This window comes from Thermocrispum sp., assembly GCF_002919275.1.
GTDB lineage: Bacteria > Actinomycetota > Actinomycetes > Mycobacteriales > Pseudonocardiaceae > Thermocrispum > Thermocrispum agreste.
Window position 1 is genome coordinate 36235 of record NZ_PKFA01000058.1, and the last position, 12729, is coordinate 48963.

Sequence of the window (12729 nt, forward strand, 5' to 3'; positions counted from 1 at the left end):
TGCCGCATCAGCTCGCCACCTCGAGCCTCCGCGCGTGCTCGCCCGCTTCGACACCACCGCTGGGCCCGGGCAGCAGCACGGTCGTCTCCAGCACCCGGGCCGAGGACTTGCCGCGCCCCTGGATCCGCATGGTGCGGGCCGACAGGTAGCCCCGCCCGAATTCGTCCACTCCGTCCCAGGAGCCGGGCGTGCAGACCAACTCCACGTCCGCCCCAGGCCATCGGCCTTCGGCGACGAGCACGCCGCCCCGGTGCCGCACCCGGGCGGTCAGCCTGCGCGCGGACGCCGCCGCCATGCTCGTCCCGCCCGGCACCACGACGATGTCCACCCCGTCCAGCAACGCCGCAGCCACCCGCACCACGTCCGGACCCGGGCGCGGGACCAGCGCCGTCCTGCACAGCTCGACGCCCAGCTCGGCGGCGGCGGCCAACCCGACGTCCGGAATCCCCACCACGGCGGCCCACGACCCCGCCGCGGTCGCCCTGGCCAGCAGCGCGAGCAACACCGACCGCGCCCCGGTGACCGAAACCGTGCTGCCCCTCCGCAGGCCCCTGAGGGGCAGCACGGCCTCCAGTTCGGGCACCACCGGAAGGAGCTTCCCCGTCGCTGACGCTCCCGCAACGTCAGCTGCCACCTCACTCGCGGTGGTCAACCCCGGCAACGACGCCAGCCGAGCGACCGCATCCACGGTGTCGGCCACCTCTGGCACCGTGGACGTGCGCGCGCCCGACATCCCATCACCTCCCGGAAACCACGACCGGGCGGCAGCTCCCGGTCATCGGCCACCGTGGAGCGACGGTGGCTTCGTTCTCGAACATATGTTCGATAGTGATAGTGAACGCCACCTCCGGGGCACTTGTCAAGCGCACCGTCACCGGCCATTCCATCGAGTCAGCTGGCCGAGGAAAACCACAGGTCGGAGTGGTTGAGAACGCGCCAGGCACCCCTCGCCCGACGAATTCGGCACCAATCGCAGCAACCTGTAACCGACGGCATCCGAAACAAGCGCAGGCCCCTGCTGGCGCAAGGACCGCCGGGCAGGGTGGTCCGCTCGGTTCGTCGGGGCGTGAGAACCGTCGTTCGCCCGGTGGGCCAACGACGGAAGGCAGCCGTGTCACGCCGTCGGCATCGACCGCAGAGCCCGGGCCATCGCAAACCCCGCAGAACGGTAGGACGTGGTGTGGGCGGGAGGGTACCTGGTGCGATGCAGACGCACCGAACCCTCACCGACTCACCGTGCGTCGGCGAGCAATTCGCGGCCCACGGCGACGACCAGCTTCTTCAGTCGCTCGGCAGGCACGGCGACATCCTCCGATTCTCCGAGCAGTCCGCTGAAGAAGGTCTTGTCGGAGCCAGCCAGCTGCACCGCGACGACCGTCCGTCCACGGCGGGCCACGAGTTCGGCGTTCCCGTCGACGGCGCGCACGAACGCCTCGTCACCCACATCGCTCAGCTCGCTCATGCCACCCCGCCCGGCCGTCAGCTCGACGACCGCTTCCTGCGCGGCGGGCTTGGCGTGATAACGGTCGACCTCCACGCTCAGCTGCCGCTTACGAACATGCTCGTCCGGCCCGGCGACCCAGCGACAGGAGACACCCTCCACGCCGTCACGCATGTGCAACGGACCGCTCTGCCAGCTCGGCGTACCGGCTTCGGCGAGCAGCTCGGCGGACACCGTGCACTCCTCGGGCACCGGATCCGCCAGCGGTGCAACACCGACCGAGCTGTAGAAGACCAGCGCAAGATATCCGCCAACCAGCGCCACCGCACCGAGCACGACACCGATCAGCACGAACGGCCAGCGCGGCCGAGGAGGCCGCGGCCGACGGGGTGGACCAGCCGTCGGCGGGCGCCGGTAAGCGGCCGTAGGCGGCGGTTGCCGATACGCAGCCGGAGACGACGGACGTCCTGGGCCGGACGCCGCCTGCCACGTCGGACCCTGCGCGGTCATGCGGGGAAACTTACCCCAGATTCGCGGTGCTCACCGGTGATCACTCACCCGCTGTCTGCGTCGTTCCCGCCGCTCGTACCTGGCCCGCGCGATCCGACACGCCTCGCCGAGCAGTTCCCGCACCGCCGCCTCGGTGCGCGGGCCCGGATTGACCACGGCCAGCCATCCGAGCGACCCGTAGACCGGGTGCGCGAAGATCACGTCGAACCGACTCACGTCCACCTTCTCCACCGCGGCCTCGCGGGGCGAGCGACCGGTCCAGCGCTCGAAGGCCTCCCGCCCTGCGAACACGTTCACCCGGAACACGCCGGAACGATCCAGCCGTGAGTCCTCGTCCCCCGGGTAATCCTTCGTCACGACCGTCGCGAACGGCTGCCCTTTCGCCGGTGGCACCCCGTCCGGTGCGTAGTAGAAGAAGGCGTCCCCCCCCCCAGCTGATCTCCGGAGAGCCATCACCAGGGCCAGGCAGCACAGTCAGCACACCGGGAAACCCCGCAACCAGCTCGATGATCTCGTCTTTGTCCATGCATGAAGCGTTTCATTGAAGTGCTTATGGCGACTTTCGTCGATAATCGCCCTGGTCAGGAGCTCCCGACTCGAAAGTGGGGGTTGTGCGAACGGTCGACGTGGCGCGCCGCAGCGGGTACTCCGTCCAGCAGATTCGCCTGCTGGAACAGGGCGGAGTGATCCCGCCAGCGGAACGCACGCCGGCCGGCCACCGCATCTACCAGGACAGGCACATCCACGCCGCGCGGGCCTACCGCGGATTCGCTGCCGGAATGGGGCCGACGGAAGCCAAGGAGGTGCTGCGCGCGGTCAACGCGGGCGACATCTCCGGTGCCCTGGCACGACTGGACGCGGCGCACGCCGACTTGGACCGCCAGCGCCGGCAGCTCGCCATGGCCAAACAAGCCGCCGAAACGATCACCCTCGAACCGATCACGGACGTTCGTCCCTCGGACGCCATGACGATTTCCGAGCTGGCCGAAGCGCTCGGCGTGCGCCCGTCGACCCTGCGGCACTGGGACGCGGAAGGCCTGGTCGTCCCCAGCCGCGACCCGGGCACCAAGGTCCGGCGCTACACACCGGCCCAGGTGCGCGATGCACGCATCGTCCATCAGCTACGGCGAGCGGGATATCCGATCACGCTGCTCGCTGAGGTGATGCCGCAGCTTCGCAGGCAGCACGAGCTCGACGACATACACCGGATGCTTGCCGCGCGCGACGAAACCCTCGACGCACGCTCGAAAGCGATGCTGGCAGGCACCGCCGCACTGGCCGCGCTGCTCGGCGACGACCGAACCGAAAGCCCGGCCGGCACGCTCGACGAGGTCAGTGGGCGAAGTGCCGGACCCCGGTGAAGTACATCGTCACGTTCGCCGCTTCCGCCGCGGCGATCACTTCGGCATCCCGCACCGAGCCGCCCGGCTGCACCACGGCCCGCACGCCACCCTTTGCGAGCACTTCCAGACCGTCCGGGAACGGGAAGAAGGCGTCCGAGGCGGCGACCGCCCCGACGGCACGGTCACCGGCACGCTGCACCGCGAGCCGACAGGAGTCGACCCGGTTGACCTGACCCATGCCGACACCGACGCTCGCCCCGTCGTGCGCCAGCAGGATGGCGTTGGACTTCACCGACCGCACCGCCCGCCAGGCGAACTCCAGGTCGGCCAGCGTGGTGGCGTCCGCGGCCGGCCCGCACACCAGCTGCCAGTTCGCCGGGTCGTCGCCCTCGGCGTCCACCGCGTCGCGCGACTGCAGCAACAGGCCGCCGGACACCGCGCGCATCTCGGCTCCGGTGCGCTCCGGCGGCGGACAGACCAGGATGCGCACGTTCTTCTTGCGCTGCAGCACCTCGACCGCGCCGTCTTCGTACGACGGGGCCACGATGACCTCGGTGAAGATCTCGGCGACCTGCTCGGCCATGGCCACCGACACCTCGGTGTTCGCCGCGATCACCCCGCCGAACGCCGACAGCGGATCGCACGCGTGCGCCTTGCGGTGGGCTTCCGCGACGTCCGCGCCGACCGCGATGCCGCACGGGTTGGCGTGCTTGATGATCGCCACCGCCGGCCGCTCGTGGTCGTAGGCGGCCCGCAGGGCCGCGTCGGCGTCGACGTAGTTGTTGTACGACATCTCCTTGCCGTGCAGCTGCTGTGCAGCCGCCAGGCCGGAGCGGCCCGAGACGTACAACGCCGCCTGCTGGTGCGGGTTCTCGCCGTACCGCAGCACGTTGGCCCGCCGCCAGGTAGCTCCCACCCACGTGGGAAACGCGGTGTCCGGCTCGGGTGCCACGACGCTGTTCAAGTAGGAGGCGACCGCCACGTCGTAGCTCGCCGTGTGCGCAAAAGCCTGCGCAGCGAGCTGCTGCCGCTCGGCCAGCGTGAACCCGCCCGCGGCGACCCGGTCCAGCACCCACTCGTAGCGAGCGGGATCCACCACCACGGCCACGCTCGGGTGGTTCTTGGCCGCCGCGCGCACCATCGCCGGTCCGCCGATGTCGATCTGCTCGACGCACTCGTCCGGCGCGGCACCCGAAGCCACCGTCTGCTCGAACGGGTACAGATTCACCACCAGCAGGTCGAACGGTGCGATGCCGAGCTCGTCGAGCTGCCGGACGTGCGCGGGTTTGCGCATGTCCGCCAGCAGCCCGGCGTGCACGTGCGGATGCAGCGTCTTGACCCGGCCGTCGAGCGATTCGGGGAACCCGGTCAGCTGCTCCACCGGGACGACCGGCACGCCGGCCTCCGCGATGGCCTTGGCCGTGCCGCCGGTCGACACGATCTCCACGCCCGCCTCGTGCAGGCCGGTGGCCAGCCGGGCCAGCCCGGTCTTGTCCGACACCCCGATGAGGGCGCGCTTCACCGGACGCGTACCAGTCATGGAATCTCGACCCTCCCGTCGACGATGGTGCAGCCGCGCCGGATCAACGTGCTGACCACGTCGACCAGCAGCCTCCGCTCGATGACCTTGATCCGCTCGTGCAAGCTCTCCTCGTCGTCGGTGGGCAGCACCTCCACCGAACGACGCGCGATGATCGGCCCGGTGTCCATCCCGGCGTCGACGAAATGCACCGTCGTACCGGTCACCTTGACCCCCGCGGCCAGCGCGTCACGGACCGCGTGCATACCGGGGAACGACGGCAGCAACGCCGGATGGCTGTTGATCACACGCGCGCTGAACCGCGCCAGGAAACGCGGGCCGAGCAGCTTCATGAAACCGGCGGAGACCACCAGATCCGGACGGTACGCCGTGACGGCGTCGGTCAGCGCCGCGTCCCACTCGGCCCGGTCGGCGTGGTCGGCGAGCCGGACCACGAAGTCCGGCACCCCGGCATCGCGCGCTCGCTGCAACGCCATGGCCTTCGACCGGTCGGACCCCACCGCCACCACGTCGGCCGGGTAGTCCGGTGACGCCGCAGCATCCAGCAAAGCCTGCAACAGCGTGCCCGATCCGGAGGCCAGGACCACCAGCCGAGCCGGGTTCGGGAGCGTGACCCGCACCCCGTCCGTGGCGGCTGCTGCGGGGGATTCCGACTCGCTATGCACCTACGGGCCTCGTTCTCACCGGGATGACGACACCAGCAACCCTAGAAGACGTCACGGCTGCGCGTCTTCTTCGGGATCGTCACCTGTGGGCTTGCTCTCCGCTGGCTTGCCCGCACTCGCCTGCGCCTCGTTGGCGTCCTTCGGCTCTGGTGGCTCGTCATCCGCCTGCCGATCATCTGCCTGCTGCTGGTCCGCTGGGGGCTGTCCGGGCTGATGCTCGGCCGCCTCGCGGTCCTCCTGCTGCTTTTCGGGTTGCTCCTGGTCCACGGCCGCTGCTTGCTCTGCCTCGCCGTCCACCGTCGGCTGATCCGCGTGCTCGCCCGCGGTTTCCGGCGACGATGTCCCGGCGCCGGCTCTCTTCCGCCGTTCGACCTTCGGCGGGCGCTCGCCGGCGAAATGCGCGACGAGCCCCGCCGGAATGACGATCCAGCAGAACGCGGCCGCCGACACCGCGGCCAGATCCAGCGCCAATCCGCCCCTGGCGCCGATCCGGCCGCTCGCCAGCGCACCGAGCACGACCATGCCGAACCCGACGACCGCACCAGCGACGACGACCGACCGGGCCCGGTGCAGCGGGCTCGGGGAGGACGTCCGCAGCCGCATGCCGACGGCCATGCCCACGCCGAGCGGCAACACCACCAGGGCGCGCCACCAGGAGGCCGGTTGTTCGGGAAGCGCGGCCAGCAAGGGCACCGCGGGCATGTCGGCCGCCGTGTACGAGTAGAGGCTCAGCCGCAGGTCACCGAACGCGAATCCCGGCCCGACCACGAATCCGACCGATGCCAGCACGGCGTTCGGCACGTAGGCCAGGCACAGCAGCAGCATGCCGAGACCGCTGCCGAAACCGGGCGCGCCCGCGGCGAACAGTCCTTGCGCCTGCGGAGCGGACAACACCGATGCGACCGTGAAAACGACGCTTCCCACCGTCAGCAGCCCGACGAGCCCCAGCATCCCGGCGCGAATGCCCGCGGTGGCCGCCGGAACGAGGTACGGCCGCACGGCGGCCGCGAGCCCGCAGGGCCGGATCAGGCCGATCGTCGCCGCTGCCGCCGCGATGAGACCGGGAATGAAGAAGGACTCCAGCGGGTCCGCGGACAACCGGGCTCCGTAGGAAGCGATGGCGATGCTCACCCCGGCGATCGCATGCGCCGCCGCGATGGTCCCGACGATCACGGCGGCCCGATGCGTCCTGCGTCCGCCCAGCCGTTCCGCCGCGCCCGCCGCCGCCCGCGCCACGAGAACGCCGACCAGCACGGTCAACCCCATCGGCAGCATCGCCAAGGATCTGCCGTTCAACGTCAACGGCACCTGGTGCGCACCGAGCCAGCCCGGCGCGGCGGCGAGCAGGATCTGTTCCGGCTGGAACGACGCCTGGGTGGCCAGTGCGGCGACCACCGCGAGCAGCGCGGCCACGGCCGCGTACCCTGCCGCCAGCGGCAAGATCGCCGCCGCCAGCAGCACGCGGATGCGCTCCGTCCTGGCGCCGCGGGCGATTGTCTGCCTCACCATCGTGACTGCAGCTTGACATCCGGATTAGCCCGTCCGGGGGTAGGCGCGCCGCGATGTGTCGACACCCACCCGGCTGAGGAACCGGCGGGCGGCAGCACAACGGCCGGCATTCCGCCCGGAACGCCGGCCGTGGACGTGCGTCGTGCGGTCAGCTCTGCGGGGGCTGCGAGAACTGCCCCTGGTGACCGGTGTAGGTGGTGGGCTGCTGCGCCTGCTGCTGGCCACCCGGCTGGCCGAACTGCTGGTGTTGCTGCGGCTGCTGCGGGCCGAAACCCCCGGGCTGGCCGAAACCGGGCTGGCCGAAACCGGGCTGGCCACCCGCCGGGAGCTTGATGATCTGCTCGCCGAACAGGTAGGCGGCGACCGCCACCAGCGTCTGCAGGATGCCGAAGATCAGCACCAGCACGCCGCCCGCCTGCATCTCGCCAGTGATCTCGAAGACCGTGAAAAGGAAGCCGAACGTGGCCGTCAGGGAGACCGCCGCAGGCCACGCCCCGGTCTTGGCGTCGCCGGGAAGAATGCCGATCAACGCGGCCAGGCCGGCAAGTAGGTAGAGCCCCGGCACCCAGCCCAAGCTGTACTCGTAGAAGCTCCTGTCACCCCCGAGGTTGATGAACCCGAAGAACAGCACCAGCAGGCCGAGGAAGGCCACGACGAGGTTGAGGATCATCCCGATGTCGATCTTCTTGCCTGCCATGTGCTGTTGCTGCTGTGGGTAGAACTGGCCGCCCTGCTGCTGTTGCTGCGGCCCCTGCGCAGGGAACCCACCGCTCGGGAAGTTCATCCGTCTCTCCTGTTGTGTCTGGGGATCTCGGGCCGACACCACGCGCCGCGTGGACCTGGCACGTCGTGCGCGGACACTAGCCGACTTCGCCGCTCCGACGTGCGCCGAGGCGCGTCGGTTTCACTGCGTTCGCCGGACGCCTTGGCGAAGAATACGCCGAAGGGCGTTCCCGCCACCCACACGGTGGCCGAAACGCCCTTCGATCAGGCGATCTTGAACCGACGCCTGGCGGTTCAGAGCGCCTTGTACAGTTCGCGCGCGATTTCCGCGGTCTCGCTGGGGGTCTTGCCGACCCGCACGCCCGCGGCCTCCAAGGCCTCCTTCTTGGCCGCCGCGGTACCGGACGATCCGGAGACGATCGCGCCCGCATGGCCCATCGTCTTGCCCTCCGGGGCAGTGAAGCCAGCGACGTAGCCGACCACCGGCTTGGTCACGTTGGCCTTGATGAACTCCGCGGCCCGCTCCTCGGCGTCCCCGCCGATCTCGCCGATCATCACGATGAGCGAGGTCTCCGGGTCCTGCTCGAAGGCCTCCAGCGCGTCGATGTGCGTGGTGCCGATGACCGGGTCACCGCCGATGCCCACCGCGGTGCTGATGCCGATGTCCCGCAGCTCGTACATCAGCTGGTAGGTCAGCGTCCCCGACTTGGACACCAGGCCGATCTTGCCGGGACCGGTGATGTCGGCGGGGATGATGCCCGCGTTGGACTTGCCGGGGCTGATCACGCCCGGGCAGTTCGGCCCGATGATGCGGGTCTTGTTGCCCTTCGCCTTGGCGTGCGCCCAGAAGTACGCCGAGTCGTGCACCGGGATGCCTTCGGTGATCACCACGGCCAGTTCGATCTCGGCGTCGATCGCCTCGATCACCGCGTCCTTGGCGAACTTCGGCGGCACGAACAGCACCGACACGTTCGCGCCGGTTTCCGCCATGGCCTCCTTGACCGTGCCGTACACGGTGAGCGTCTTGCCGCCGATCTCGACCTGCTGGCCCGCCTTGCGGGCGTTGACGCCGCCGACGACGTTCGCACCGGAGGCCAGCATGCGGGCGGTGTGCTTGGTGCCCTCCGAGCCCGTCATGCCCTGGACGATGATCTTGGAGTTCTCGTTGAGGAAGATAGCCATCGCTGTCAGACCCCCGCGTTCGCGAGCTCGGCGGCTTTGTCGGCCGCTTCGTCCATCGTGTCCACCCGCTGCACGCCGGGCAGCTTCGCCTCGTCGAGGATCCGGCGGCCCTCGTCGGCGTTGTTGCCGTCCAGCCGCACGACCAGCGGTTTGTCGATCGTCTCGCCGCGCTCCTCGAGCAGCTTGAAGGCCTGCACGATCCCGTTGGCCACCGCGTCGCACGCGGTGATGCCGCCGAAGACGTTGACGAAAACGCTCTTGACGTCGGGGTCGCTCAGGATGACCTCGAGGCCCGCCGCCATCACGTCCGCGGAGGCGCCGCCGCCGATGTCGAGGAAGTTCGCCGGCTTCACCCCGCCGTGCTTCTCCCCGGCGTAGGCGACCACGTCCAGCGTGGACATGACCAGGCCCGCGCCGTTGCCGATGATGCCGACCTGCCCGTCCAGCTTGACGTAGTTGAGGCCCTTGGCCTTCGCCTTGGCCTCGAGCGGATCCTCGGCCTGGACGTCCACCAGCTCGGCGTGCCCCGGCTGCCGGAACGCGGCGTTGTCGTCCAGCGTCACCTTGCCGTCCAGCGCGATGATCCTGTCCTGCGGGTCGCGCACCATCGGGTTGACCTCGACCAGCGTGGCGTCCTCGGCCACGAAGGTCTCCCACAGCTTGACGATGACTTCCGCCGCGGCGTCCCGGATCGCCTCCGGGTAGTTGGCCGCGGCCGCGATCTCCCGCGCCTTGGCCAGGTCGACCCCGGAGAGCGGGTCGATCGGGATCTTGGCCACCGCTTCCGGCTTCTCCTTGGCGACCTGCTCGATCTCCACGCCGCCTTCCGCGGAGGCGATGCACAAGAACGATCGGTTGGCGCGGTCCAGCAGGAAGGAGAAGTAGTACTCCTCCGCGATGTCGGAGGCCTGCGCGACCAGAACCTTCCGGGTGATGTGGCCCTTGATGTCCATCCCGAGGATGGCTTCGGCCTTCTCACGGGCTTCGTCCGGGGTGTCGGCCAGCTTCACGCCACCGGCCTTACCCCGCCCGCCGGTCTTCACCTGGGCCTTGACCACCACCTGGCCGCCGATCTTCTCGGCCGCAGCGCGTGCTTCTTCCGGGGTAGCTGCCACGGATCCCGGCAGCACCGGGACGCCGTGGGCGGCGAAGATATTCCTCGCCTGGTACTCGTAGAGGTCCACCGTGGAGCATCTCCTGACGACACGTCGTTGTGGAACGACTGTCGGAACAACTGCGGGACAGCTTCCGGACAGTTCTGTGACACAGTGACCCTAGCGACTCGCCCGGTAAACCTGCAGCCGGAGGCCGGTGAAGTGGGTCACCGATCACTCTCGGCGTGCATTCGGCGCACCACCAGCACCAGCAGGACGATCACCAGCGCGGCGCAGCCGCACGCCAGCCACACGCCCACCCCGGCGGCCGCGGAAACCAGCAGCGGTTCCAGCGCGCGGAGCAGGAGCACGGACAGCACACCGACCAGCGTCCCGACGGCGCGTGCCGCTCGGCTCCACGGGACCAGGATCAGTGCACCCGCCGCGACCGCCACGGCGACCAGCGTGCCGCCGAACGCGACGTCGACGGGGTGCAGCAGGGCGGCACCCCGGTACTGATCGGCCGACTCGGCCGTTGGGAAAACGAAGGCCCCGACGGCCAGGGCCGCGGCAGGCAACACGAGCCATCGTTCTGCCGCGGGGCTCGTGACACCGGGCACCCCGTCCCGTTCCAGCACTCCGGCCGCCGCCGCACACCCGCCGGCCAGTGCAGCGGCTCCGGCCGCGAGCGCCGCGTACACGGCGCCGGGCCCTGCCGTCGCGTCCACCAGGACGTCCGGCGCGGCAACGGCCAACTGCAGCGCGGGTCCGACGGCCAGCACGACACCGGCCCACGCCACCGCGACGGCCGGGCGAACCGGCTCGGCCAGCCGCGGAATCAGCAAGCCGACGCCGAGCACACCGAGCACGATCCCCGCCGGAATCAATACGGCCTGCGCATCCGACAGGACGGCCGCCCCGCCCGCCGACGTCTGCACCAGCGGCTGGCGGGCCGCCACCACCGCGCCGACGGCAGCCGACACGGCGAACGCGCCGCCGAGGACATACAGCCATTGCGGGCCCGAGCCCACGCGGTAGGCATTCCGGCCCGCGCTCTTGCCGACATCCCTCGGAGCGCTGTCGGTCTCGGCATGCGGCGCGCCCGTGCCGGCGATTCCGACCGAGCCCGCGATGGGAACGGCCAGCAGGACGACGGCCGCGCCGACGACCAGGATCGGTCCGGCGGCCAGGGACAGCCAGGACTGCATTGCCACCCCGACGAGGTTCGGCAGTGCCAGCGAAGCACCCGCGACGGCGACGCCGGCCAGCACGCCGGTGAACCGACCCCATGACGGCACTGTGAGTGCGGTCACGACCGCTCCGATCGCGGCGAGCCCGATCGCCAGCGATCCGAGCACCACGAGCGCCGGACCGTCCAGCGCCGAGCCGTCCAGCAGGTTCGCATCGGCCGAGTCGTACGGCGGCATCAGCACGCCGACGGCGAGCGCCAACGCCGCCCCGACCGCCAGGACACCGAGACCACGAACACCCCGGTCCGGACCTTGCGCATCGTCGGGCAGGGCCACAGCCGCGCGCGCCGCCAGCACTCCGGCGACCACCGCCGCCGCATGGCCGGCCAGCAGCAGGAGGAGTCCGCCGAAGGCGGGCTCGGCGCTCACCGAACCAGGAACGAGGAACTCCGGCCGCATGGCCCGGGAAGCGTCCACGGCGAACTGCGCGTCCACGATCGCCCGGCCCGGGGCCAGCGCCGCCACGCCGATCAGCAGCCCTGCGGCCGTCGCGGAGCGGCCGCGGACCACCAGCAGCCAGGCGGCTGCCGCGGGCGCGACGGCGAGGACCACCAGCAGCGGCCACGAAGTGAAGGCCGGGCGGCCACTCTCCGGACCCTCGTGCACGACTCCGATCAGCGCGCCGCCAGCCAAGGCCGCGGCCGACACCCCGGCGGCAGCCAGGACGGGGACAGACAGCCGGGAGCCGGTGGCTGTCCCAGCCGTCTCGGCCGACGGCCCCGCCGTCCTCGCGGTGCTGGAGCGCGATGTAGCAGGCATTGCTTGCGAACGTAGCAAGCCTTCGGCACAGTCTCCGGCGCCACGCGGCGCGGGTGCCCGATCGGACCAGCGCACGGGTGGGGCCATGGCAGCTCGCTTCGCCCGCGGCTACCTCCGCACGGGATCGTGACTCCGCATCCGCACCCGCGGGCAGCTCTCCCGGCGCGCGGCTACCTCCTGCCCCGCCCAGGCCCGCTCGGCCGGCTTCGCCCCCTGCCCGATCGGCTTCGCCCCTGCCCGGTCCGCTTCGCGCCCCACGTGCCTCCCGCTCGGCGTAGCTCGACCGGCTCTGCGCTGAGCCTCGCTGACAGAGTTCTCTGCGTGCTCTGCACCTCGTTTTCTGCACTTCGACGACACAGCACTGCAACGCTGCCTCGACGACACAGCAACGCCCCACGCGTGCGAACAACCGCCTGTTCGACGGAACAACCCGGGCCTGCCGCCCCGTAAGAAGGCCGTTGGCGCCCCGTCAGAAGGCGACCGGTCGACCCGCGAGAAGGCGACCGGCGGCGACCGGTCGGCCCGCCAAAAGGCAGCCGGCCGACCCGTAAGAGGACGGGTGCGAGCAGGACGGCGAGCCACTTCGGCCGCCCCTTCGGGCAGTCGAATACGTGACGCGCGTCACCTCAAACGGCGTAAATCGGAAACTACCGTCGGTGATCACCCCAGCTTGGCCCGCGATCTTCGCCACTCACTTGGCCCAGACCGCCGAG

The 12729-nt window shown here is 70.6% G+C and carries 11 protein-coding genes; 1 reads left to right on the plus strand and 10 read right to left on the minus strand.

From position 1 onward, the window contains the following. Nucleotides 1-7: 7 nt before the first annotated feature. From imuA' to CXP56_RS14990, 3 genes are all read right to left on the minus strand, one after another. Complete coding sequence (imuA', locus tag CXP56_RS14980; protein ID WP_156899350.1) at nt 8-700, minus strand: DnaE2-dependent mutagenesis accessory factor ImuA'; 693 nt, start codon at nt 698-700, stop codon at nt 8-10. A gap of 531 nt (nt 701-1231) precedes the next feature. Next, nucleotides 1232-1792 carry a hypothetical protein gene (locus CXP56_RS14985; RefSeq protein WP_028848793.1) on the minus strand — a complete coding sequence of 187 codons (561 nt, stop codon included), beginning with the start codon at nt 1790-1792 and terminating at the stop codon, nt 1232-1234. Between the two features lie 189 nt (nt 1793-1981). Next, nucleotides 1982-2404 carry a DUF6194 family protein gene (locus CXP56_RS14990; protein WP_245566749.1) on the minus strand — a complete coding sequence of 141 codons (423 nt, stop codon included), beginning with the start codon at nt 2402-2404 and terminating at the stop codon, nt 1982-1984. Between the two features lie 158 nt (nt 2405-2562). On the opposite strand from CXP56_RS14990, the gene CXP56_RS14995 reads away from it, so the two are divergent. Continuing rightward, a complete protein-coding gene (locus CXP56_RS14995; RefSeq protein ID WP_051310452.1) occupies nt 2563-3312 on the plus strand; it encodes a MerR family transcriptional regulator in 750 nt (249 codons plus the stop codon). On the opposite strand, the gene purH is transcribed toward CXP56_RS14995, so the two are convergent. From purH to CXP56_RS15030, 7 genes are all read right to left on the minus strand, one after another. Next, nucleotides 3284-4834, minus strand: coding sequence for a bifunctional phosphoribosylaminoimidazolecarboxamide formyltransferase/IMP cyclohydrolase (gene purH / locus CXP56_RS15000; protein ID WP_286901582.1), 1551 nt, complete (start codon nt 4832-4834; stop codon nt 3284-3286). The genes CXP56_RS14995 and purH overlap by 29 nt on opposite strands. Beyond that, entirely contained in the window at nt 4831-5499 is a 669-nt protein-coding gene (gene purN / locus CXP56_RS15005) for a phosphoribosylglycinamide formyltransferase (RefSeq protein ID WP_286901585.1), read from the minus strand. The genes purH and purN overlap by 4 nt, the downstream gene beginning before the upstream one ends. A gap of 51 nt (nt 5500-5550) precedes the next feature. Then, nucleotides 5551-7008: a cell division protein PerM gene (locus tag CXP56_RS15010; protein WP_051310404.1), complete on the minus strand. Its 1458-nt coding sequence runs from the start codon at nt 7006-7008 to the stop codon at nt 5551-5553. A gap of 148 nt (nt 7009-7156) precedes the next feature. Beyond that, complete coding sequence (locus tag CXP56_RS15015) at nt 7157-7792, minus strand: DUF5336 domain-containing protein (protein WP_084609349.1); 636 nt, start codon at nt 7790-7792, stop codon at nt 7157-7159. Nucleotides 7793-8025: 233 nt separating this feature from the next. Further along, entirely contained in the window at nt 8026-8913 is an 888-nt protein-coding gene (sucD, locus tag CXP56_RS15020; protein ID WP_028848790.1) for a succinate--CoA ligase subunit alpha, read from the minus strand. A gap of 5 nt (nt 8914-8918) precedes the next feature. Beyond that, entirely contained in the window at nt 8919-10097 is a 1179-nt protein-coding gene (gene sucC, locus CXP56_RS15025; RefSeq protein ID WP_286901590.1) for an ADP-forming succinate--CoA ligase subunit beta, read from the minus strand. A gap of 137 nt (nt 10098-10234) precedes the next feature. Then, nucleotides 10235-12016 (minus strand): hypothetical protein, encoded by a 1782-nt coding sequence (locus tag CXP56_RS15030; protein WP_156899348.1) that lies wholly within the window; start codon nt 12014-12016, stop codon nt 10235-10237. Nucleotides 12017-12729 lie beyond the last annotated feature (713 nt).